The 22,592-nt window shown below is 69.2% G+C and carries 21 protein-coding genes; 10 read left to right on the forward strand and 11 right to left on the reverse strand.

Annotated elements, in window-relative coordinates; translation table 11 throughout:
- Positions 1-149: 149 nt before the first annotated feature.
- The 5 genes from JI752_RS09250 to JI752_RS09270 all read right to left on the reverse strand — a co-directional run bounded on the left by JI752_RS09250 (position 150) and on the right by JI752_RS09270 (position 9,362).
- Entirely contained in the window at positions 150-1,004 is an 855-nt protein-coding gene (locus JI752_RS09250; RefSeq protein ID WP_216962670.1) for a pirin family protein, read from the reverse strand.
- Between the two features lie 237 nt (positions 1,005-1,241).
- Complete coding sequence (locus JI752_RS09255) at positions 1,242-5,822, reverse strand: YadA-like family protein (RefSeq protein WP_216962673.1); 4,581 nt, start codon at positions 5,820-5,822, stop codon at positions 1,242-1,244.
- Positions 5,823-6,101: 279 nt separating this feature from the next.
- A complete protein-coding gene (rlmKL, locus tag JI752_RS09260; protein ID WP_216962675.1) occupies positions 6,102-8,312 on the reverse strand; it encodes a bifunctional 23S rRNA (guanine(2069)-N(7))-methyltransferase RlmK/23S rRNA (guanine(2445)-N(2))-methyltransferase RlmL in 2,211 nt (736 codons plus the stop codon).
- A 7-nt stretch (positions 8,313-8,319) separates the two neighbouring features.
- Positions 8,320-8,850: a hypothetical protein gene (locus JI752_RS09265; RefSeq protein WP_216962678.1), complete on the reverse strand. Its 531-nt coding sequence runs from the start codon at positions 8,848-8,850 to the stop codon at positions 8,320-8,322.
- Entirely contained in the window at positions 8,847-9,362 is a 516-nt protein-coding gene (locus tag JI752_RS09270; protein ID WP_216962681.1) for an MOSC domain-containing protein, read from the reverse strand. Before JI752_RS09270 ends, JI752_RS09265 begins: the two co-directional genes overlap by 4 nt.
- A 102-nt stretch (positions 9,363-9,464) precedes the next feature.
- On the opposite strand from JI752_RS09270, the gene JI752_RS09275 reads away from it, so the two are divergent.
- The 3 genes from JI752_RS09275 (at position 9,465) to JI752_RS09285 (ending at position 12,204) form a co-directional block, all read left to right on the forward strand.
- Complete coding sequence (locus JI752_RS09275) at positions 9,465-10,037, forward strand: N-acetylmuramoyl-L-alanine amidase (RefSeq protein ID WP_216962684.1); 573 nt, start codon at positions 9,465-9,467, stop codon at positions 10,035-10,037.
- Between the two features lie 294 nt (positions 10,038-10,331).
- The gene (tesB, locus tag JI752_RS09280; protein ID WP_216962686.1) at positions 10,332-11,237 is read left to right on the forward strand and encodes an acyl-CoA thioesterase II; all 906 of its coding nucleotides are present in this window, start codon (positions 10,332-10,334) and stop codon (positions 11,235-11,237) included.
- Positions 11,238-11,349: 112 nt separating this feature from the next.
- Positions 11,350-12,204 carry a hypothetical protein gene (locus JI752_RS09285; protein ID WP_216962689.1) on the forward strand — a complete coding sequence of 285 codons (855 nt, stop codon included), beginning with the start codon at positions 11,350-11,352 and terminating at the stop codon, positions 12,202-12,204.
- Positions 12,205-12,445: 241 nt separating this feature from the next.
- On the opposite strand, the gene JI752_RS09290 is transcribed toward JI752_RS09285, so the two are convergent.
- Complete coding sequence (locus tag JI752_RS09290) at positions 12,446-13,069, reverse strand: hypothetical protein (protein WP_216962692.1); 624 nt, start codon at positions 13,067-13,069, stop codon at positions 12,446-12,448.
- A 140-nt stretch (positions 13,070-13,209) separates the two neighbouring features.
- Here JI752_RS09290 and JI752_RS09295 point away from each other — a divergent pair, with 140 nt between their 5' ends.
- Positions 13,210-13,944 (forward strand): arginyltransferase, encoded by a 735-nt coding sequence (locus JI752_RS09295; RefSeq protein ID WP_216964343.1) that lies wholly within the window; start codon positions 13,210-13,212, stop codon positions 13,942-13,944.
- A gap of 64 nt (positions 13,945-14,008) precedes the next feature.
- The gene (locus JI752_RS09300; RefSeq protein ID WP_216962695.1) at positions 14,009-15,244 is read left to right on the forward strand and encodes an endonuclease/exonuclease/phosphatase family protein; all 1,236 of its coding nucleotides are present in this window, start codon (positions 14,009-14,011) and stop codon (positions 15,242-15,244) included.
- A gap of 97 nt (positions 15,245-15,341) precedes the next feature.
- Here JI752_RS09300 and JI752_RS09305 read toward each other — a convergent pair whose 3' ends face one another.
- Positions 15,342-15,761 (reverse strand): CopD family protein, encoded by a 420-nt coding sequence (locus tag JI752_RS09305; protein ID WP_216962698.1) that lies wholly within the window; start codon positions 15,759-15,761, stop codon positions 15,342-15,344.
- A gap of 100 nt (positions 15,762-15,861) precedes the next feature.
- On the opposite strand from JI752_RS09305, the gene JI752_RS09310 reads away from it, so the two are divergent.
- The 3 genes from JI752_RS09310 to JI752_RS09320 all read left to right on the forward strand — a co-directional run bounded on the left by JI752_RS09310 (position 15,862) and on the right by JI752_RS09320 (position 18,170).
- The gene (locus JI752_RS09310; protein ID WP_216962701.1) at positions 15,862-16,470 is read left to right on the forward strand and encodes a class I SAM-dependent methyltransferase; all 609 of its coding nucleotides are present in this window, start codon (positions 15,862-15,864) and stop codon (positions 16,468-16,470) included.
- A gap of 86 nt (positions 16,471-16,556) precedes the next feature.
- On the forward strand, positions 16,557-17,825 hold the full coding sequence (gene phaZ / locus JI752_RS09315; protein WP_216962704.1) for a polyhydroxyalkanoate depolymerase: 1,269 nt from the start codon (positions 16,557-16,559) through the stop codon (positions 17,823-17,825).
- Positions 17,826-17,879: 54 nt separating this feature from the next.
- Positions 17,880-18,170: a zf-TFIIB domain-containing protein gene (locus JI752_RS09320; RefSeq protein WP_216962708.1), complete on the forward strand. Its 291-nt coding sequence runs from the start codon at positions 17,880-17,882 to the stop codon at positions 18,168-18,170.
- 126 nt (positions 18,171-18,296) lie between these two features.
- Here the strand turns inward: JI752_RS09320 and JI752_RS09325 are convergent, their stop codons facing one another.
- The 3 genes from JI752_RS09325 to JI752_RS09335 all read right to left on the reverse strand — a co-directional run bounded on the left by JI752_RS09325 (position 18,297) and on the right by JI752_RS09335 (position 19,931).
- Positions 18,297-18,506 (reverse strand): DUF6289 family protein, encoded by a 210-nt coding sequence (locus JI752_RS09325; protein WP_216962712.1) that lies wholly within the window; start codon positions 18,504-18,506, stop codon positions 18,297-18,299.
- A 124-nt stretch (positions 18,507-18,630) separates the two neighbouring features.
- Positions 18,631-19,569: a sensor domain-containing protein gene (locus tag JI752_RS09330; protein WP_254200528.1), complete on the reverse strand. Its 939-nt coding sequence runs from the start codon at positions 19,567-19,569 to the stop codon at positions 18,631-18,633.
- Positions 19,566-19,931: a PadR family transcriptional regulator gene (locus tag JI752_RS09335; RefSeq protein ID WP_216962718.1), complete on the reverse strand. Its 366-nt coding sequence runs from the start codon at positions 19,929-19,931 to the stop codon at positions 19,566-19,568. The genes JI752_RS09330 and JI752_RS09335 overlap by 4 nt, the downstream gene beginning before the upstream one ends.
- Before the next feature lie 150 nt (positions 19,932-20,081).
- Here JI752_RS09335 and JI752_RS09340 point away from each other — a divergent pair, with 150 nt between their 5' ends.
- Positions 20,082-20,570, forward strand: a complete 489-nt coding sequence (locus tag JI752_RS09340) for a hypothetical protein (protein ID WP_216964229.1) — start codon at positions 20,082-20,084, stop codon at positions 20,568-20,570.
- 162 nt (positions 20,571-20,732) lie between these two features.
- Positions 20,733-21,767: a peptidylprolyl isomerase gene (locus tag JI752_RS09345; RefSeq protein WP_216962721.1), complete on the forward strand. Its 1,035-nt coding sequence runs from the start codon at positions 20,733-20,735 to the stop codon at positions 21,765-21,767.
- Positions 21,768-21,947: 180 nt separating this feature from the next.
- On the opposite strand, the gene speG is transcribed toward JI752_RS09345, so the two are convergent.
- A complete protein-coding gene (gene speG / locus JI752_RS09350) occupies positions 21,948-22,523 on the reverse strand; it encodes a spermidine N1-acetyltransferase (protein ID WP_216962724.1) in 576 nt (191 codons plus the stop codon).
- Positions 22,524-22,592 lie beyond the last annotated feature (69 nt).

The raw sequence follows: 22,592 nt of genomic DNA on the forward strand, positions 1-22,592 counted from the left end.
AAGAAAGGCCACGCGCGAGCGTGGCCTTTTTTTGATGACCCGCCGAAACGGCATTGCTTCTGTAGCCCGGGCAAGGCCGAAGGCCGCACCCGGGCCCGGCGCCGGACACCCCTCCCCGGGTGCGCTGCGCTTACCCGGGCTACAACGGGTTAAAAACGCCCTTCCTGGTAATCGACGAACGCCTGCATGATCTGCTCCTTGGTGTTCATCACGAACGGGCCGTAGCGCGCGACCGGCTCGCGCAGCGGACGGCCGGCGACGAGGATCGCGCGCAGGCCGCCGTCGCCGGCTTCCAGGCGCACGGTACGACCGCCGATGAGCACGGCGATTTCCTGCGTCGACAGCGGCCGCGCATCGCGTCCCTCACCGAGGGAACCGGCGCCTTCGAATGCATAGGCGAACGCGTTGTGGCCTTCGGGCAAGTCATATTCCCAGCGCGCGCCGGGGGCGAGTTCGATGTCCAGGTAGACCGGATCGGTCGCCGGCTGGCGAATGGGACCGGCGACATCGCCGACGCGCCCCGCGATGACCTTCACGCGCACGCCTTGCGCCGGTTGCAGCAGCGGAATGCGGTCGGGCGCGAACTCCTGGTACTGCGGCTGCGTCATCTTCTCCGCGGCCGGCAGGTTCACCCACAGCTGGAAGCCGCGCATGCGGCCTTCCTGCTGCTCGGGCATTTCCGAATGCACCAGGCCGCGGCCGGCGGTCATCCACTGCACGCTGCCGGGCACGAGCACGCCTTCGTTGCCGTGGTTGTCCTTGTGGCGCATGCGGCCGTCGAGCATGTAGGTGACGGTCTCGAAGCCACGGTGCGGATGCTCGGGGAAGCCGGCGAGGTAATCCTCGGGCTTGTCGGTGCCGAACTCGTCCAGCATCAGGAACGGGTCGAGCATTTCCAGCTGCGGCGTGCCGATCACGCGCGTCAGGCGCACGCCGGCGCCGTCGGAAGCGGGCATGCCGCGCAGGGTGCGGCCGATGCGGGCGAAGTCGTGGGCGTTGCTCATGGGAGTCTCCTGTTGCCTGCCCGTCAATGTCGGGCCGACCGCGCCGCCCGGCCAGTGCCGTGGGTGGAACGGTCCATGTTCCGGGCTCCCGTGACGGCTCCTTCTTCTGCCCCTCCCCCTGCTTGCAGGGGGTGAGGAGGGATGCTTGCGCGCCACAGGCGCGCTTCCCGACGAACGCCATCGGGCTGCGCCCGATGGCTGCGCGCCCATCCATGGGCGTCGGCGCGCCTCCCATCATCACCACCCGATGCCAATACCCGCACCCGCGCTCTGCTCGCTGCCGCTGAAGGCCGCGCCCATGGAGAACGACACGTTCGGCTTCAGCCGGCGCTGGTAGCCGATCGACACCGCTTCCTCGCCTTCGGCATAGCCCGCGCCGACGGACACGCGGTTGTCTGTCTGGATGTTCGCCGCGCTGGAGGCCATGTGGATCATCGCGGCGTTCATCGCGCCCTGGCGGTTGATGCGGCGATCGGTGTGGCGGAACTCGTCCTCCACCTCGCCGCGCAGGTCTTCGATGGCCTGCATCGGCACGGCGACGATCTCCTGCACGCGCGCGTCCGTGTACGCGTTCGCCTGCGTCAGCGTGGTCACCGATTGCGCCTGCATCTGCTGCACGTTCACCGCGTCCGTCGGCGCGCTGCCGGCGGCGACGTTGGCGACCTGGCGTTCCGCGCCGGCCGAACCGACCGACACCGTATTGGCACGATCGGCCACCGAGTTGGCACCGAGCGCGACGCTGTTGTCCGCGCTGGCCTGCGCGTTGCTGCCGGCGGCGACCGCATTGGTGCCGGTCGCGGTCGCCGGCCCCGCGTCCTGCGCGGTGAAGCGTGCATCGCTGCCGCCGCCTCCACCGCCCTGCGACTGGAGGAACTGCAGCGCCGAAGCCACGTCGTTGAAGACGTTGCCGCCGAGCACGAACTGCGGCGCCTGCAACACGTTGCCGTTGACCAGCGCGCCGCTGCCCGTCAGCGCGTTGCTCATGCTCTGCAAGCTGCCGTACAACTGGCCGCCGTTGATGGCCTCGGTGCTGCCCGCGCCAACCGCACCGTCGCCGAGGTTCACGATCTTGTTGGGCCCGGCGCCCAGATGGTTCGCACTGAAGGCATTGGCGCCCGCGTCCCACAGCAACGCGTCACCCGCCGCCACCTGCACCGCGCGCAGCTGCGCGACGTTGACCGCGTCGGTGTCGTCGCTGCCCGCCGCGACGTGCGTCAACTTGCGTGCCGCCGATGCCCTGCCGAAGGACACCTCGCCGATGGAGTTCTGCGGTGCCGCCAGTCCGAAGGCCGTGTAGCCCGTCTGCGGGCCGACCGTGGTGACCGATTCGGCGCCGATGGCGACCGACAGCAGATGCGAACTGACCGCGCCGGTGCCCAGTGCGACCGACAGCGGCTGCAATGCGAGCGCACTGCCGCCGAGCGCAACGCTGCCCGCACCGAAGGATTCCGCCTGCACGCCCACGGCCACGCCGGACGTGCCTCCGACGAGCGTGTTGCGACCGATGGCGATGCCGTCGCTCGCGGCCGTTTCGATCGTCGCTCCGTTGCCGATGCCGATGCCGCTGTCGGCATTCACCACCGCCAACGGACCGACCGCGATGGACTCGGCGCCGACCGCCAGCGAGTCGGCCTGCGTCGAATTGGCGTGGAAGTACATCGAACCCGCACTCGACACACCGCCGATCGCGCTCTGCAACTGCCGCACGGTCACGGCATCGCTGCCTTCCGTGCCGTCGGCGACGTTGATGATCTGCCGGTAGGCGGTATCGGTGCCGACCGAGATGGCACCCAGCAACGTGCGGTCCGTCGTGTTGAACGGAATGACGTGGATGCCCGCCGGGATCACCCCGACGGCCGGCGCGATGGCGCGGCCGGACACGGAGCCCGCGCCCAGCGCCACGCCACCGTCCACGGTCGTGCTCGCGCCGAAGCCGAGCGCCGTGCCCTGCGTCGCGCCGACGTTCGTGTTCGCGCCGAAAGCCGATGACTGCAACGCACCGACGGCGATGACGCTGTCGGCGCCCACCGCCGTGCTCTGGTCGGCGAGCACCTGTGCGTTGCGGCCGACCGCCGTATCGGACGGCCCGGCGGCGCGGCTGGCGGCACCGACCGCGACGCTGTTCGCGCCCAGGGCCTGCGCGCCCGCGCCTGCGGCGACGGAGGTCAGTCCGCTGGCGACCGCGTCGTCGCTGCCGTCGTTCAATCCGTCCGCCTTGAAGTAGCGCGTGCTCGCGCCGACGACGATGCCGAGCTGGCTGACGTTCACGCCATCGGTCGGCGCCACGCCGGGCGCCACGTTCACCAGCCGGCGTTCCGCACCGACGGTGCCGAAGGACACCGTGTTGGCCAGATTGGCGACGCTGCCCGCGCCTAACGCGACGGCGTTCACCGCCGAGACGCTGCTGCCGAAGCCCAGCGCCGTGCCCTGCGACGCGGTCACGCTGGTGTTGGCGCCGAACGCCGACGCCTGCAATGCGCCCACGGCGATCGTCGCGTTCTCGCCGACGGCCGTGCTCTGGTCGGCGTTGACGCGCGCGTTGCGGCCGATGGCGGTGTCGCCCGGGCCGGCGGCGAAACTCGCCGCGCCCAGCGCGACGCTGCCCGCGCCCGCCGCCGCACTGCCGCGTCCGGCGGCGAAGGCATCCACCTGCGAGGCGACCGAGTCCGCGCCCAGCGCCAACGCACCGGTCTGCGATGCATTGGCGGAGCGGCCGAGCGAAGTCGCATTGGCCGCCGTCGCCTGCGCGTTGTTGCCCACCGCCAGCGCTTCGCTCGCGGTGGCATCGGCGGACTGGCCGAGCGCGACGCTGAGCGAGCCGGTCGCGGTGGAGTTCTGCCCCAGCGCCGTGCTCACGTTGCCCTGCGCCAGCGCCGAGGTACCCAGCGCGACCGAGTTGCTGCCGGTCGCGCGCGCGTTCTGGCCGATGGCGCTGGCCTGCGGCCCCTGCGCGAGCGCGGCGGTGCCGAAGGCGACGCTGTTCTGGCCGTTGGCGACGGCGTTCGCGCCGACCGCGGTGGCGTCCTTGTTGTTGGAACGGCTGTTGTTGCCGATGGCGATGCCGTTGTCGATCGCCGTGCCGCTGGGATCGAGCGCCGCCACTATCGCGCCGGTGCCCACGGCCAGGCCGTTGAGCGAGTTCACCTGGCTGTTGTTGCCGATGGAAATGCCGTTGGCAGCCACGGCGGCGATCTGCGCGTTGGTGCCCATCACCACGCTGTCGGTGGCTGCGGCGCTGGAACGGAAACCGATGGCGATGGTGTTGCCCGCCTGCGCCTGCGCGAGCGTGCCCACGGCGGTGCTGTTGGTCGCCGTCGCGCGCGAGCCGCCGCCCAGCGCCAGCGCCGCCTGCTGCGTGGCGCTGGCATCGAAGCCGAACGCCGCGCTGCCCAGCGCGGTCGCGTGCGAGATCGTGCCGACCGCCGTGCTCGCCTGCGCGGTGGCGGTGCTGTCGGAGCCGATGGAAACGGTGCCGGTGTCGGTGGCCTGCGCGGCCGGACCGAACGCGATGGCGCCTTGCCCGGACGCCAGCGTCACTTCGTTCGCGTCCACCACGCCGTTGGCGTTGCTGTCGTTCCAGCCGCCGATGGCGGTGGTCAGCGTGTTCGTCGCCGAACTGCGATACCCCAGCGCCAGGCTGCTCTGCCCGCTGGCGACGACCTCGTTGCCCGCGGCCATGCTGGTCGCGCCGGTGGCCTGCGAACCGCCGCCGACGGCGAGCGCGCGATCGGCGGTCGCATTGGCGCCGATGCCGAACGCCTGCGCGCCGATCACCGTCGCCTGCGCGCCGGTGCCGATGGCCAGCGTCTGCTCGGCCGTCGCGCGGGCGAACGCGCCCACCGCGATCGCCGCTTCGCCTGTCGCAGTGCTGTTGGAGCCCAGCGCCGTCGTGCCGGGCCCGTTCGCCACCGCCGTGCTGCCGGCGGCGATGCTGAACTGGCCGGTGGTGGAGGCATCGTCGGTGCCGTCGCCCAGGCCGTCGGCCTGGAAGTAGCGGATGCCGTCGACCACCTGGATCTGCACGGCGTTGAGCTGGCTCAGGTTGACCGCATCCGTCGGCGCGGTGCCGGCGGCGACGTTGACGATCTGCCGCTGCGCGCTGGCCGTGCCCACCGAAACCGTGTTGGCGCGATCGGCCACCGACCCGGCGCCGAGCGCCACCGCGCCGGTCACCGAGACGCTGGCGCCCTGCCCCAGCGCCGTGGCCTGCGCGCCGGTGGCCTGCGCCGCCTGTCCCACCGCCACCGCGTTGGCCGCCGCGCGGCTCTGGTTGCCGAAGGCCGAACCGTTCGCGGCACTCACCTGCGCGTTGTTGCCGATCGCGGTGGCGTTGACGAAGTTGGCCGTCGTCGCCTCGGCGGCGTCGGCGAGGTTGTCGTTGTTGAGGTCGACGAAACCGCCGAACGCCGCAGCGCCTTCCGCGTTTGCGCGCGACTGCCCACCCACCGCGATCGCACCTTCCGCATTGGCCTGCACCTGCGTGCCGACCGCCGTGGCCTGCAGACCGTTGGTGACCGCGCCGGCCCCCAGCGCAACCGCGCCGAAGCCCGTCGCACTGGCCTGGTTGCCGAAAGCCGACGCATTGCCGGTCGCGTTGGACGCAGTGGCGCTGCTGCCGCAGACGAAGGAGCCCGCACCGAGCACCACCTGCCCGCCCGGACCGGTGCACGTGGCCTGCGACCACGCCTGCGAACAAACGCCTGCGCCGAGCAGCGCCATCACCCACGCCGCCGATCTCAGGCGCGGCGGCCGTGCTTGCTGAAGGGGTTCATGCTGCGGCGCGATGCGCGCGCGCGGCGACTGTTGCTTGGCGGCCATGACCATCTCCCGTCGTCGGCGGAATCGATGAGCGGGTGCCGGGAACGGGCGACATCGGTGGCAGGCACCCTGGGGCGGTGCGCATCGGCACGTCCGGCTGACCGATGCATGCGTTGGGTGGGCTTCACCTTCGTCTAGGCGGAGTCACGGCCCATCGGTGGATTACCCGGCCGCGCGTGGAGAACGAATGAAGAATTTGCGAAAACCGTGCATTCACGCGCGCGCCCCGCCCCTGGAGGGGCGAAGGTCGCCAGACGTGAAGTGCTATGCGGCCGCGCCTCAGGCGCGGCGCGTGATCCGCCAGCAGCGGTGAATGCGCGCGTCGCGCTCGAAGTCCGGCGGAATCGTGCGCGCGGAAATGTCCTCGACGTGCGCAAACTCGGCGAGGGCCGTTTCATCCAGGCGGAAGCGCCGGAAGTTGTTGGAGAAATACAGCACGCCGCCGTCGGCCAGTCGCGCCACCGCCGCGCGCAGCAGGCGCACGTGCTGCGCCTGCACGTCGAAATCCTGCGCACGCTTGGAATTGGAGAACGTCGGCGGGTCGCAGAAGATCATGTCGTACTGCTGCGTGTCGGCTTCCAGCCAGCTCAGCGCATCGGCCTGCACGAGGCGATGGCGCGTGCCGCCCATGTTGTTCTCGCGCAGGTTGTCGGCGCACCACTCCAGGTACGTCGCGGACAGATCCACGGTGGTCGTCAGGCGTGCGCCGCCGACGGCGGCCTGCACGGTCGCCGCGCCCGTGTAGCCGAACAGGTTGAGGAAGCGCACGTCCTGCGCTTCATCGGCGATGTGCAGGCGCATCGGGCGATGGTCCAGGAACAGGCCCGTGTCGAGGTAGTCGAACAGGTTCACCAGCAACCGCGCGCGGCCTTCGCGCACGGGCACGAACTCGCCGCGCGAATCCATCTGCCCGTACTTGCTGCCGCCCTTGCCGCGGGAGCGCGTCTTCAACGCCACGTTCTCGCGCGGCACCGCGAAGACCTCGCGCACGGCGGCAAGCAGTTCGTTGAGCCGGCGACGCTGCACGTTCTCGGGGATCTCCGCAGGCGCGGCGTATTCCTGCACGTGCGCGAAGGTGCGCGGCGTGGCTTCGTCGGTGGTGTACAGGTCGATGGCCGCGGCGTACTCGGGAATGTCCGCGTCGTAGGCGCGATAACAGGTGATGCCTTCGCTCTCGCGCCAGTGCTTGAGCTTGCGCAGGTTCTTGCGCAGGCGGTTGGCGACCATCTGCGCGCCTTCCGACAGCGTCGGCGCCACTTCGACGCCGGCTTCGTCGGTGCGGCGGCGCTGCACCGGTGCGACCGGATCGCAGACGATCAGCGTGCATTCGATCGCGCCGTTGAACAGCTGGTACTTCTTCGACGCGCGCAAGCCCGTCGCGAACGCGAGTTCGGCGTCGCCGCACAGCAGGCTGGCCCGCCACTGCGGCACGGCGCGCTTGAGCGCATCGCCGAGCGCGCGGTACAGCGCGGGGTCGGCATGCAGGCGCGCGTCATACGGCGGGTTGCAGACGACCAGGCCCTGCTGTCCGTCACCGGCGCGCGGTTCGCCATCGCCGTCCGCATCGTGCGCTGTGGAAGGATGGACCGGCGCGTCGAGCGAGCGGATGTCCCCCACCTTGAACTCGATCAATCCCGCCAGCCCGGCCAGCACGGCGTTGTCCTGCGCGGCGCGGATCGCGTGCGGGTCGGTATCGCGACCGAAGAACGCCGGGCGCAGCGCGTTCATGCCGGACGCTTCGCGCTTGCGCGCATCGTCGACGAGCGCATGCCACGCCGCCGCATCCAGGCCGCGCCAGCGCGTGGGCAGTTCGTTGCCGTGGCGCTGCAGGCCCGGCGCGACGTCGGCGGCCATCAATGCGCCTTCGATCAACAGCGTGCCGCTGCCGCACATCGGATCGAGCAGCGCGCCGCCTTCGGCGTACACCTTCGTCCAGTGCCCGCGCATCAGCACGGCCGCGGCGAGGTTTTCCTTCAACGGCGCCTCGCCCTGCTTGGTGCGCCAGCCGCGGCGGTGCATCGGGCCGCCCGACAGGTCGATCGAAACGATCGCGCGGCCCTTTCGCAGCACCAGGCTCAAGCGCAGGTCCGGCGATTCGACATCGACGTCCGGGCGCGTACCGGTCTTGCCGCGCATCACGTCGACGACCGCGTCCTTCACGCGTTGCGCGGCGTAGCGCGCGTGCGTGATCGCCTCGCCGGACACGTGCGCGTCCACGGCGAGCGTGTCGCCCTGCGCGAGGTGCGCCGTCCAGTCGATCGCGGCGACACCGGCGTACAGCGCGTGTTCGTCGGGGCAATCGAATTCGGCGATGGGCCACAGCACGCGGCTGGCCAGGCGCGACCACAGCACGGCGCGCTGCGCATCGTGCAGCGTGCCTTCGACGTTGACGCCGGCCATGGCGGCCGTCGCGCGCGTGCAGCCCAATGCGGCCAGCTCGTCGGCGAGCAGGTATTCGAGGCCTTTGCCGCAGCTGGCGAAGAATTTCATTGAAGTCTCAGAGCGAAGCGAGCAGCGAGGCGAACGCTTCCGCGCTCGTCTCGACGTGATTGGAAAGACGATGGCTGTCGTCGACCAGCAGCAGGCGCGCACTGCGCGCGTACGACCAGGCGACGACTTCGGCGGCGGGAATCAGTTCGTCGTTCCAGCCGTGGATGACGGACGTGGGCACGCGCGCGGCGTCCAGTCGCGGCGCCTCGCCCATGCGCACCGGCGGCGCCATCAGGAACAGGCCCAGCGGCTGGACCTTCAGCGAGACGAAGCCGGAGATGTACGCACCCAGGCTCGACCCGGCCAGCACTACGGGACCCCGCGCGGCGGCATCGCGCGCCAGGCCGAGCAGGCGCTCCATGCGTGCGTAGACGTCGCCCACTTCGCTGACATCGCGCCTGGCGTCCAGGTCGGTGTAGTCGGGGCGCTCGTGGCTCCAGCCCAGGCGCTGCGCGGCATCCGCCAGCGCGGTGACCTTGGTCGCGTCGGGGCCGCTTTCGAAGCCGTGGGAAAGAATGCAGTGTCCGCGCGTGCTCATGCGTTGGTGTCGATGTCCGTGAGGGCGACGACCGTGTCGCCGCGGCGGATGATTCCGCCTTCGAGGATGCGAGCGCACAGGCCGCCGTGGCCGCGCATCGCGTTGAAACCGCCGGGCCCGAGCGCGGCTTCCATGCGCGAGCACGGATCGCAGCTGTCGGTGCCTTCCAGCACGACCTCGCCGATGCGGAACCGCCGACCCTTCAGCGCCACCAGCGGCAGCCCGGAGACGACGAGGTTGCGGCGCAGCGTGGCCGGCTGCACGGCGTCGTGGCCTGCGAGTGCGGCGATCACCGGCAGGTGTTCGGCCTGGATCAGGGTGATGCCGCGCTTGCCGCTGCCGCCCGTGTAACGGTCGCCCGCCAGGCCGGCGCCGGTTTGCGCCTGGACCTGGTCGACCTCGACCATGGGCACGTCGCGCTCGCGACGCAGGCCGATCCATTCGACCTGGCCGGCGCGCGGGAGCATGGCCATCAGTTTGCCGAGCTCGGAGTCGGCGGGCGGGAGCTTCATGGGCGGCTGGGTTCGGGGTCGGCCGCGACGGTCGCAGGCGGGGAATCGACGCCGGGCGGCAACGGGACGCCGCGCGGGAGGCGAATGGTAGCATCCGGCCCCATGTCGCCCGCCCCTCCGGCTCCGCCCATCGCCCTGGAACCGCTGCCCTACGAGGACCGCCTCGACGCGCGGCCGCGTGCGCAGATCGACCTCGTCGTCATCCACTGCACGGAGCTTCCGGACCTGACGATGGCGCGGCGCTTCGGCGAGGAAGTGCTGTACGAAGGTTCGCTGACCGGCAACAGCGGCCACTACTACATCGACCGCGACGGCAGCCTGCACCGGTACGTCGCGCCGGAGCGCGTGGCGCACCACGTGCGTGGCCACAATCCGCGCTCGATCGGCATCGAACTGGTGAACCGCGGCCGCTATCCCGACTGGCTGGCGGCCTCGCACCAGGCGATGGACGAGGCGTACACGGCGGCGCAGATCGAGGCACTGATCGCGCTGCTGCGCTGGCTGGAATCGGAACTGCCGTCGCTGCGCTTCATCGCCGGCCACGAGGACCTGGACACCACGCAAGTGCCGGCGACGGACGACCCGGACGTGCTCGTGCCGCGCAAGCGCGATCCGGGGCCGATGTTTCCGTGGGATCGCGTGATGGCGGGCGTGGGGTTGCAGCGGCTGGTGTAAACCGGCTGGCGAGCGGGGCCGGGGCCCATTCGGGCCCATTGAAGCTGTCGTTCCCGCGAAGGCGGGAATGCAAGTGCCCGACCCATCACGCTCTGCGGAGGACGGGATGAACGCTGCGAGTTGGATCCCCGCCTTCGCGGGGATGACGGCATGGAAGGCGGAGGCCCGTACGCGAGGCCATCGGGTTCGATCTTGCGAATCCCCATTCCCCATTCCCCATTCCCGGCCTCCTCCCGCCAGGGCCTCCGAACCCCGCCGGTTATACTTTTCCTCATTCCACGCACGAGTCCCCGCATGACCGCCCACGAGCAAGTCGTTCCCGAACTGGTCGAGCTGCTCTCGCTGGAACGGCTGGAGGACAACCTGTTCCGCGGCCAGAGTCGCGACATCGGCACCAAGTACGTGTTCGGTGGGCAGGTGCTCGGCCAGGCGCTGTCGGCCGCGCAGGCGACCATGGAGGCGCCGCGTGGCGCGCACTCGCTGCACGCGTACTTCCTGCGCGCCGGCGACATCGCCGCGCCGATCGTCTACCAGATCGACCGCACCCGCGACGGCGGCAGCTTCTCCGTGCGCCGCGTCACCGCGATCCAGCACGGCGAAGTGATCTTCTTCATGGCCGCCTCGTTCCAGCAGGACGAGGACGGCGCCGAGCACCAGCTCTCGATGCCCGAGGTGCCCAAGCCCGAGGACATCGATCCCGCGCCGGCGGTGCCCGAGCACGTCATGGCGACGCTGCCGATCAAGGTGCAGCGCTGGCTTTCGCGCAAGGGGCCGTTCGAGCTGCGCCACGTCTATCCGCGCGACGAGCTCAACCCGCCCAAGCGCCCGCCGTTCCAGCAGTTCTGGTTCCGCCTGACCGAACGCGTCGGCGATGCGCCGGAGTTGCATCGCGCACTGCTCGCCTATGCCTCCGACTTCCACCTGCTCGGCACCGCGACGTTCCCGCATGGCGTGAGCTATTACCAGCCCAACGTGCAGATGGCCTCGCTCGATCACGCACTGTGGTTCCACCGCCCGTTCCGCGCCGACGACTGGCTGCTCTATTCGATGGACAGCCCCACCGTGCAGAGCAGCCGGGGCCTGGCGCGCGGGCAGATCTTCGACCGCAACGGCCACCTCATCGCCAGCACCGCGCAGGAAGGACTGATCCGCGTGGTGAAGGACGCCGCTGCGGCGGCGCATGTGCCGGCGAGTGAGTGAGGCCGGGATTCGGGATTCGCAAGAGCCCGCTCCGCCCCGACACTCCAAGCGCTTCGCCGTCTCCAATCCTGCTCTTGCGAATCCCCACTCCCGAATCCCGAATCCCAATGCAATGAGACAAGTCTTCAGCAGCCAGCGCCTTGAGAACGTCGAGAGCGTCGCGCAGATGCTGCGCGATGCCGACATCGAGGTGCGCATCACCAACGGACGTTCCTACAAGGGCGGCCGTCGCGGCACGTTCAGTTACAGCGAGGAAGCCGGCGGCCCGAAGCCGGCCGTGTGGGTCGTGCGTTCGGACGATACCGTTCGCGCGCGCGAGATTCTGCGCGGCGCCGGGCTTCTTGAAACCACGCGCGAGAGCTTCTCCGGTCCGAGCTTCCGGTTGAATTCGCAGGACAGCGGCCCGGCCAAGAAGGCGCAGACGCGCATGCTGCGCATCAAGCTGGTGCTGCTGGCGGGCATCGTCCTCGTCGGCTGGCTGGCGATCATGCACGTGGTGAAGACCGACATCCCGACCGAAGCGCTGAAGACGCACCCGCTCGACGGTTCGCTCGCGCAGATCCCGCAACCGCTGGCGGCGGCGATCTTCACGCAGGAGCTGCCGAAGACGCACATTGACGTGCTGTGCCTGTCGATCGACGGACAGGACGCCTCGCCGGAGCTGATCCAGGCGATGCAGCCGCTGGTGATGAAACCGCGACGCCGTGAGGTGGTGCCTGCGTCGCAATGCGTGCGCACCGCGAACGACGAAGTCGGCAGCCAGCAGCGCGGCACCGGCAAGCCGGCGCTGCTGGTGGACGTGCACGCGTTCCGTCCGAAGTCGCGCGACGATGAGGACCGGGTCACCGGCGTGATCGAGTACACCGCGTACCACCATCGCCTGTCGGGTTCGTACAAGACGCTGGAAGTGCAGCAGACCGAGGCCGGATGGCAGGTCGTGCGGACGTTGAAGCACGTGGCGATGTGAGTCGCGCCATGCGTTCGCCCTTCGTCGGACCGACTTCGTAATCTCTCCACCGTTCGTCCTGAGCGTAGGCCGCAGGCCGAAGTCGAAGGATGAAACGGTGTGCCCCAGAGGTGGATGGACCAACGTCCGGCAACCCAAAAAAAGAAAAGCCCGTGCCGCGAGACCCCGGCACGGGCAAGAGGGTTGAACCATCAGCACGCCCGGTCATCGACCGGGCGCGACGGCGGAAGTTCCGCCGCGGTCAGCGCTTGTGCGGCGCCAGGTCGGCGCGGGTGAGGAAGCCGTCGCGATCCTCGTCCATGAAAGCGAACGACTGCGCCAGGCGCGGCATCTTTTCACTGACCTCCACGCGACTGAGCTTGCCGTCCTTGTTCAGGTCGGCGGCGGCGAAGCGCTCTTCGGCACGCTTGGCGCGTTCGGCCTCCCGCTGCGGGCGCATGCGCTCGTGGTACTTGGTCAGCTCGCTGCGGACGATGTAGCCGTCACGGTTGGCGTCGATGTCGGCGAACTTCCCTTCGATCCACGGCAGCGTGGCGGCCTCGGTCTTGCTGACGCGGCCGTCGCCGTCGGCATCGGCCTTCACGATGCGCTCGGTGCCGCCATGACGGCCGCGGCCGTGATGACCACCCTGGCGGTGCGGACGCTCGGATGCGTCGAGCTTGCCGTCGCGGTTCTTGTCGAGCTGGTCGAAGTTCGCGGCCAGGCGCGGGTGCGCGGCGGCCTCGGTGCGGTCGATCGCGCCGTCGTTGTTCGCGTCGAGCTTCGGACGCGCCGGGGCGTCGCCCTGCGGCGCGGCGATGGCGGCACCGGCGACAAGCGCAGCGACAGCGGTGGCGAGGAGAACGGAAGCGGTGGTGCGGGTCATGGGGACTGCTCCTGCGGGCAGCGCCGGATGGCGCCGATGTTCCAGTCAACGCGCGCCGCGTCGGGTGGTTGACGCCAAGCCGGCCGCGTTCAGTCGAGCGACAGCGTTCCCCTCACGTCCGGCGGCGCTATGCTGGGGCCATGGGCACCGAACCGCAGGACAGCGACGACCTGCGCCTGTTTCACACGGGCGAGCACGCCTGCGGCTACTGGCCGGAGCGCATGGCGCGCGACCTGGTGCTCGACCCGCGCGACCCGCGCCTGCGCGACTGGTACCCGCACGCGCTGGGCTGGGGCTTCCGCCGCTCCGGGGACATCGTCTACCGCCCGCATTGCGCCGGCTGCCGCGCCTGCGTGGCGGTGCGCATCCCGGTGGACCGCTTCGAGCCCGACCGCAGCCAGCGTCGCTGCCTGGCGCGCAATGCGCGCGTGGAGATGCGCGTGCTGCCCGCGCAGCGCACGGCCGAACAACTGGCGCTCTATCGCCGCTACCTCGCCTCGCGCCACGCCGGCGGCGGCATGGACGGACACGGCGCGTCGGAGTTCGACCAGTTCCTGATCGGCAGCTGGAGCGAAGGCCGCTTCCTCGAACTGCGCGAGCCTTCGCCGCAAGGTCCCGGCAAGCTGCTCGCCGTGGCCGTCACCGACTGCACGGAAGTCTCGCTGTCGGCCGTCTACACCTTCTACGACCCGGACGAAGCCGATCGCGGCCTGGGCACGCTGGCGATCCTCCGGCAGCTGGAATGGGCACGTCGCGAACGCCGCCGCCATCTGTACCTGGGCTACTGGATCGAAGGTCATCCGAAGATGGACTACAAGCGGCGCTTCCGTCCGCTGGAAGCCTTCGACGGCCGGCAATGGCACGACCTGCCCTGAGCGTCGACGCCACACCGCCAAGCGCTGTCATCCGCCCTGCGCGGCCGCGTGACAGAATCGCGCGATGGCCCGATTCCCTCTCCTTCTTGTTGCGCCGCTGGCGCTGCTTCTCGCCGCCTGCACGCAGGTCAACGTCAAGGGCGATCCCGACGCCTGGATGCGCTCGATGAGCGACGACGCGACGCTGCGCGTGGCGACCTACAACACCTCGCTGTACGAGGACGACACGGGCGGTCTAATCCGCCGCCTCGAAGGCGCCGACGCCGGCGCGCGCAAGATCGCCTCGGTCCTGCAGCGCGTGCGTCCGGACGTGGTGCTGCTCAACGAATTCGACTACGACACCGACGGCCGCGCGGCCGACCTGTTCCAGCGTCACTACCTCGAAGTCGCGCAGCCCGGCGGCGGCGATCCGCTGCGCTATCCCTACCGCTACCTCGCGCCCGTGAACACCGGCGTGCCCAGCGGACTGGACCTGGACCGCAACGGCAGCGCGGGCGGTGAAGGCCGCAATCGCGGCAACGACGCCTGGGGCTACGGCCTTCACCAGGGCCAGTACGGGATGCTGGTGCTGTCGAAGTTCCCGATCGATGCCGAACAGGTGCGCACGTTCCAGTTGCTGAAGTGGAGCGCCCTGCCCGGCGCGCGCCAGCCGAAGGACCCGAAGACGGGCGAGCCGTGGTACCCGGCGAACGTCTGGTCGCAATTGCGGCTGTCGTCCAAGTCGCACTGGGACGTGCCGGTGCGCACGCCATCGGGCACGCTGCACTTCCTCGTCTCGCATCCGACGCCGCCGGTGTTCGACGGTCCCGAGGATCGCAACGGCGCGCGCAATGCGGACGAGCTGCGCTTGTGGAGCGAATACCTCTCGCCCGGCGACAAGCCCTGGCTGTGCGACGACCGCGGCCGCTGCGGCGGACTGCCTGAAGGTGCGCGCTTCGTGATCGCGGGCGATCTCAACAACGATCCCGTCGACGGCGACGGTCGCCACGAAGCCATCGTCGAACTGCTCGAACACCCGCGCGTGCTGCGTTACGCCACCCCGCGCAGCGAAGGCGCGGCGGAAGTGACGGCGAAGTACGCGGCCTCCGGCATCGTGCATCGCGGCGCACCCGCGCACGCGACCGGCGACTTCGGCCCGAAGGCGGGCACGATGCGATTGGATTACGTGCTGCCGTCGGTGGGTTTTGCACTCAAGGACAGCGGCGTGTTCTGGCCGGCATCGTCATCGCCGGAGGCGGCGATCGCGGACGGCAGCGATCACCATCTGGTGTGGGTGGATCTGGACGTGCCGGCGCCGTGAGGCGCATGCGCCGTTGGCCCTCACCCCAACCCCTCTCCCGTAAACGGGCGAGGGGCTAGAAGCTGCGTGCACGCTACGCCACGCACTGCCAAACCGATCAGAACGGCTTGGCCAACACCAGGAACACGATCGCCACCAGCAACAGCACCGGCACTTCGTTGAACCAGCGCAGCGCCGTCGACGAAGGCAGCGCGCGCCCGGCGTCCACGCCCTTGAGCCAGCGCCCTGCCAGCGTGTAGTGCACGAGCATCAGCACCACCAGCGCCAGCTTCGCGTGCAGCCAACCGCCGCTGACCTTGAAGTACAGCCACAGCACCAGCCCGAACACGAAGGCGAGGCCGAACATCATGTGCCCGAAGCGATACAGCCGGCGGCCCATCAGCACCAAGCGCGCGCGCACTGCCGGTTCATTGCCGGCCTCGGCGATGTTCACCAGGATCCGCGGCAGGTAGAACACGCCGCCCATCCACGCCATGACGAACACCAGATGAGCGGTCTTGGTCCAGAAGTAGGCCATGGGGATCCTCCGAAAGTCGGCGCATAGGATTGCACACCGCGATGGGTCGCCTCCGGGTCGATTCCCTGTCCGACAGCGCGCGCCCATACAATCCCGCCCCATGACCAAACACTACGACCAGGCCTACTTCGAACGCTGGTACCGCGATCCCTCGAAGAAGGACCACGCCGTCGGCAGCACCGCACGACTCGCGCGCAAGGTCGCGCTCGCCGTGGCCACCGCCGAGTACCACCTGGAACGCCCCATCCGCACCGTGCTCGACGTCGGCTGCGGCGAAGGCCCCTGGCGCGCACCGCTGCTGAAGCTACGGCCCAAGGCGTCCTACCTCGGTTTCGACAGCAGCGAATACGCGGTGCGCCGTTTCGGCGCGCGCCGCAACCTGCACTTCGCGCGCTTCGCCGACTTCGCGCAGTTGCGCCCCTGCCCGCCGGTCGACCTGCTGGTGTGCAGCGACGTCATGCACTACCTGGACACGCGCGAACTCGATCGCGGCCTGCCCGGCCTGGCCGAACTCTGCGGCGGCGTCGCCTTCCTGGAAACCTTCACGGCCGAGGACGAAACCGACGGCGACAACGTCGGCTTCCAGCCACGGCCGGCGCGCTTCTACCGCCAGCGCTTCGGCAAGGCCGGTTTCGTGCCGCTGGGCTCGCACCTGTGGCTCTCCCCAGCGCTGGAAGACCGCCTGGTCGCCCTCGAACGCCCGGCCTGACCTCGCCCCGATTCATCCAGCGCCGCAGGCGATCCGCTATGCTGCGCCGCAGCATGCCCACCCCGGGCCGCAACCGGATTCATTCGATGCTCTATCAGATGCACGAGTTGGGCCGCGCCTGGATGGCCCCGATGACGTACTGGGCCGAAGCCTGCGCCAAGATGTTCGGCCAGCAGAACGGCGGCTGGCTGTCGTCCATGCCCGGCGCCGCGCAGGCCGCGGCCGGTTACGAACTGCTGTACCGGATCGGCAAGGACTACGAAAAGCCCGAGTTCGGCATCCACTCCATCGACATCGACGGCACCGTCTACCCGGTGATCGAGCGCGAGATGCTGCGCAAGCCGTTCTGCCGGCTGCTGCGCTTCAAGCGTTACGCCGACGACGCCGGCAACCTGCGCGACCTCAAGGACGATCCGCCGGTGCTGGTCGTCGCCCCGCTCTCGGGCCACCACGCCACGCTGCTGCGCGACACCGTGCGCACGCTGCTGCGCGACCACAAGGTCTACATCACCGACTGGGTCGACGCGCGCATGGTGCCGACGGGCGAAGGCGCGTTCTCGCTCGACGATTACGTCGACTACGTGCAGGAGTTCATCCGCCACATCGGCGCGGAATCGCTGCACGTGATCAGCGTGTGCCAGCCGACCGTGCCGGTGCTCGGTGCGATCTCGCTGATGGCCGCGCGCGGCGAAGCGACGCCGCGTTCGATGGTGATGATGGGCGGCCCGATCGACACGCGCGAGAACCCGACCAAGGTCAACGATCTCGCCACGCACAAGCCGCTGTCGTGGTTCCAGGACAATCTGATCCACCACGTCCCGCCGAACTATCCCGGCCACGGGCGCGCGGTGTATCCGGGCTTCCTCCAGCACAGCGGTTTCGTCGCGATGAATCCCGAGCGGCACTTCCAGTCGCACTGGGATTTCTACACGGATCTGGTGAAGGGCGACCTGGACGACGCCGCCGCACACCGCCGCTTCTACGACGAATACAACGCCGTTCTCGACATGCCGGCCGAGTACTACCTGCAGACCGTGCGCATCGTGTTCCAGGAGCACCTGCTGCCGCGTGGATTGTGGGACGTGCGCGGCGAGCGCGTGGAGCCGGCGAAGATCCACGACACCGCGCTGCTCACCATCGAAGGCGAACTGGACGACATTTCCGGCCAGGGCCAGACGCGCGCCGCGCACACGCTGTGCACCGGCATCGCGCAGAAGAACCGCGAGCACCTGACCGTGCAGGGCGCCGGCCACTACGGCATCTTCAGCGGCCGCCGCTGGCGCACGCAGGTGTATCCGCAGGTGCGCGATTTCATCGCCCGCCATGCTGAACGAGGCGTTTCGACTCCGGCTTGACTCGGACGGCGCATGCCCTGAGATCATCGGTTCCCCCTACACGAGGAACCGCGCATGGACTGTCCCGTCTGCCGTGACGTGAAACTGGCGATGACCGATCGCCAGGGCATCGAGATCGACTACTGCCCGCAGTGCCGCGGCGTCTGGCTCGACCGCGGCGAACTCGACAAGCTGATCGAGCGCGCATCGGCCGACAGCGCGCCGCGCGCGTCGTCACGTCCCGCCGCCCCGCCGCCCCCGCCGACGCACGACCCGCGCGCGTACGGCCATGGCGATCAGTACAAGTCCGATCACTACAAGTACAAGAAGAAAAAGAACCTGCTGGGGGAGCTGTTCGATTTCTGAGTCTTTGAACACCGTCATTCCCGCTAAGGCGGGAATGACGACAACATGAGTGAGTGCCCGGGCGTTCCCGCACAAACGAAGCCCCGCACGCGCGGGGCTTCGTTTTTCAAGCAACAGTGAGCCCGCTCAACTCGACGCGCGGCAACCCTGCACGAACACCTTGTTCTCGGTCGCCACGCCCCAGCGACCGTCCAGCTCGCGGCAGCCCGCGGTCCACGAACCGACGAGGGCGCCTTCGTCGTCGTAGTACAGCCACGTGCCCTGCCAGCTCGCGCCGGCGGTGAACGACATCAGGCCCATCACGGCGGCCAGGGCGAAGATCCTGAAACGACGCATGCTCATCTCCTTTGAGGTTGCGGCAAGGTTCCGCCCGCGCACCGTAGGCGATGGGAGTCGCGTGTTCTGTTAACCAGTCCGCACTGCGCGCGTGAACGCGGCGTTCACACGCGAGGCGGCGTGCTCAGCTGTACTGCGCCGTCTTCACCAGCATGTGCTTGGCGAGCAGGCCGTGCAGGCGACCGATGCCGCGCGCCGCATGCAGCGTCGCGAACAGCAGCACCACGCCCACCAGGACTGCGATCGGCCACATCCACGGCTCGCCATCGATGAACAGGTTCCAGTTGTCGACCGACAGGTTCCCGCCCAGGCCCAGCACCAGCGCCACCGGCACCGCGATCAACGACAGCGACACGCTCAGTCCCGTCACGACGATCGTGAAGTACGCGATGCCCAACGGCAGCATGAAGAGGAAGTACAGCTGCGTGGCCCAGATGCGCGGGTCGGTGAACAACTCGCCGATGCGCTTGAGCAGCGGCTGCCCGCGGCTGCTGTACAGCGGACGGCGCGGCATGCGCTCGCCCAGCATCACCTCGACGATGCGCCCCTCCACCAGCGACAGGAGGCGGATCGAGCCGAAGTACAGGATCACGAACGGCACGCCGATGATCAGCACCGCCAAACCCGCCGACAACGACAGTCCGGTCACCACCCAGGTGAAATAGAAGATGCCCGTGGCCAGCGACAGCAGCATGTAGAACAACGCGCCATAGGTGCGCGTGTCGGCGATGACGCCGAAGAACTGCCCCAGCACCGACTGCCTGGGCTTGGGCGGTGGCGCCCGCAACGCGGTCTGCACCTTCACTTCGGTGTCGCGGTAGATGTCCGCGACCTCGTCCGGCGCGCCGTAGCTGCCGGCGACAGCGACGATCACCTCCGCCTCGCTCTTGCCGGGATTCTCGGCGAGCTCGGAACGCAGGTATTCCTCGGCGTCGTACAGCGCGTCCTGCACCAGGGCCGGATCGGCGCCCGCCAGCGAACGGCGCAGGTGCTCGAGGTAGTCGGGGATCGTCGTCGGCAGGCCGCCGGGACGGGAGTCGTTGCTCGCGGAAAACGCGTTCATGGCAGCAGTCCTTCCAGGACGGAATCGACGGAATCTCGGGTCGCACGCCAGGCGGCGGCCCATTCGTGCAGCACCGTGCGACCGGCCTCGGTGATGCGGTAATAGCGTCGGGGCGGGCCGGAAATCGACGGCTCGATATGGCTGTCCAGCAACCCCGCCCCTTCGAGGTTGCGCAGCACCGGGTACAGCGCACTCTGCTTGCCGGCCAGCACACCGCCGCCGATGCGCTCCAGCTGCTTGGCGATCTGGTAGCCGTACAGCGGCTCCCCGGTCGATCCCAGCACGGCCAGCAGGGCCAGCGAGACAGTGCCGGCGCTGAGCTCCTTCTGGAATTTCCGCAGCTGGGTGTCGAGATCGCTCATGGCAGGGGGAGACCGGTAGGCTGGACTCCACACTACTGCGGACTTCGATATAGCAAACCTGCCATTAGTCACGCGCCTTGCCGTGTCGTGCACCGGCCGGCTGCTATCAGGGGGACTGGCCGCGATCCGTTCCGCGGCGAGGAGCCCACCATGCCCCGGGGCGACAAATCCGCGTACACCGACAAGCAGAAGCGCCAGGCCGAACACATCGAGGACAGCGAGCGCGAGCAGGGCCGCTCCAAAGAAGACGCCGAACGCATCGCCTGGGCCACGGTGAACAAGCAAGACGGCGGCGGCAAGCTCAAGAAGGCTACGAAGAAGGCGACCAAGAAGGCATCGGCGCGCAAGACCACGAAGAAGGCGGCGAAGAAGACGTCGGCACGCAAGACCGCGAAGAAGGCGGCGAAGAAGACGCCAGCACGCAAGACCGCGAAGAAAGCGACAAAGAAAACGTCCGCGCGCAAGACCGCGAAAAAGGCGACGAAGAAGACGGCCCGCAAAGCGACCGCCCGCAAGACGACGAAGAAGGCGGCCAAGAAGGCGACCCGCAAGTCGACCCGCACCACCGCCTCGCGCAGCGCCGCGGCGAAGAAGGGCGCCCGCACCCGTCGTTCGGACCGCAACGGCGCCTCGGCCTGAGCCGTACGCGGGCGGACGGTCGGCCGCCGTGTCCGGTCGACTGACCGCCGTCACGTTCCCATGGTGGAGGGCTGGTCGCGGCAGCACACGGTGCGCCAGAATCTCCCCGTTCAGCGAACCGGATCCAAGGGGAAGTCCGCCGTGTCGAAACCGACTGCATCCATGTCGCGCAGGTGGTCGCCTGCTCTGCTCTGCGCCGCCCTGCTGGCCGCCGCGACCGCCGCGCACGCCGCCGGCGAGGACAACGCGCCCGCGGCCAAGCCGCGCTCGATGCAGGAAATCCTCGACGCGTCGCAGCCATCGGACTGGCGCACGCCCGACAACAAGAACCTGCTTTACCTGGACCTGGACTCCGGCCGCGTGCTGATCGAACTGGCGCCGGCCTTCGCGCCCGCGCACGTCGGCAACATCCGCGCCCTGGCCAAGAACGGCTACTGGAACGGCATGAGCATCAACCGTTCGCAAGACAACTTCGTCGTGCAGTGGGGCGATCCCGCGCAGGACGAGAAGGATCGCAAGCCGTTGGGCCGGGGCACCAAGCCCAAGCTGCCGGCGGAATTCGCGCGCAAGGCCAAGGGGCTGGCGTTCGATCGCCTGTCCGACGTCGACGGCTGGGCGCCGGAAGTGGGCTTTTCCACCGGCTTCCCGGCCGGCCGCGATCCCGGCGCCGACGCCGCCTGGATGGCGCACTGCTACGGCGCGGTGGGCGCGGGTCGCGACGTCGCCGCCGATTCCAGCAACGGCACCGAACTCTACGTCGTGATCGGCCAGTCGCCGCGCCAGCTCGACCGCAACATCACCGTGGTCGGCCGCGTGCTGCAGGGCATGGAACTGCTGTCGGTGCTGCCGCGCGGCACCGGGCCGCTGGGTTTCTACGAGCAACCCGCGCAGCGCACGCCGATCAAGTCGATCCGCCTGGCCTCGGAAGTGCCGAAGAAGGAGCGCGTGGGGATCGAGGTGTTGCGCACCGACACGCCGCTGTTCACCGAACTGGTCGAGGCGCGCCGCAACCGTCGCGACGAGTGGTACAAGCACATGGCCGGCCACATCGACCTGTGCAACGTGCCGCTGCCCACGCGCGCGCCGCCGCCGAAGCCGGTCGTGGAGAAGGCCAAGCCCAAGCCGAAAGCGAAGGCGAAGCCGAAAGCCAAGGCCACGCGTGGCGGTGCTGCGCGCGCGACCACCACGAGTCGCTGAGCAACGCTCCCGCGCCAATCACGTAAAGCCCCTCGGGCGGAACACGGGAACAGCGCAGTGCCGTCATCCCCGCGCAGGCGGGGATCCATGCGTCAGGCGCATCAAGCTCGCCGGCGGACGTGACATACGAACGGTTGGGCTCCCGCCTTCGCGGGAACGACGTGATGGACCGCGCCCGCCTCACGGCGGCGCCGTCCGCTCCTCCACGCCCACGGCCGTCTCGCCGGGTTCGCGCTGCAACGCCTCGCGCTGGAACAGGCACATCCGCACTACGTCGTGGTAGCGCCCGTCGCTGAAGAACTCCTCCACCAGCACGCCCTCGCGACGGAATCCCGAGTCCTCGTAGATCCGGATCGCGCGCACGTTGTCCACGTCCACCAGCAGGTACAGCTTGTAGAGGTTGAGCACGCGGAAGGCGTAGTTGATCGCCAGCTGCGTTGCCGCGCGTGCATAACCGCGTCCCTGCTGGTCGGGCGAAATCATGATCAGGAACTCCGCGCGCCGGTGCAGGTGGTCGATTTCCACCAGCTCCACCAGGCCCACGCGTTCATGCGCGCTGTCCTCGACGATGAAGCGCCGCTCGGACTGATCGTGGATGTGCTTGCGGTACAGCTCCTCCAGCTCGACGAAGGATTCGTACGGTTCCTCGAACCAGTAGCCCATCACGCTGCGGTTGTTGTTGAGCACGTGCACGAAGTGCAGGTCGCCGCGTTCTAGCGGCCGCAGGGTGACGCCGGGAACGGTCTGCGCATTCATGCCGCCACCCTACTCCAGCCGCGTTACAGGCGCACTCCGCGCCATCACGCGGCCTTGCCCGCGCGCTCA

Source organism: Lysobacter sp. MMG2 (genome assembly GCF_016735495.2).
Taxonomy (GTDB): domain Bacteria; phylum Pseudomonadota; class Gammaproteobacteria; order Xanthomonadales; family Xanthomonadaceae; genus Lysobacter_J.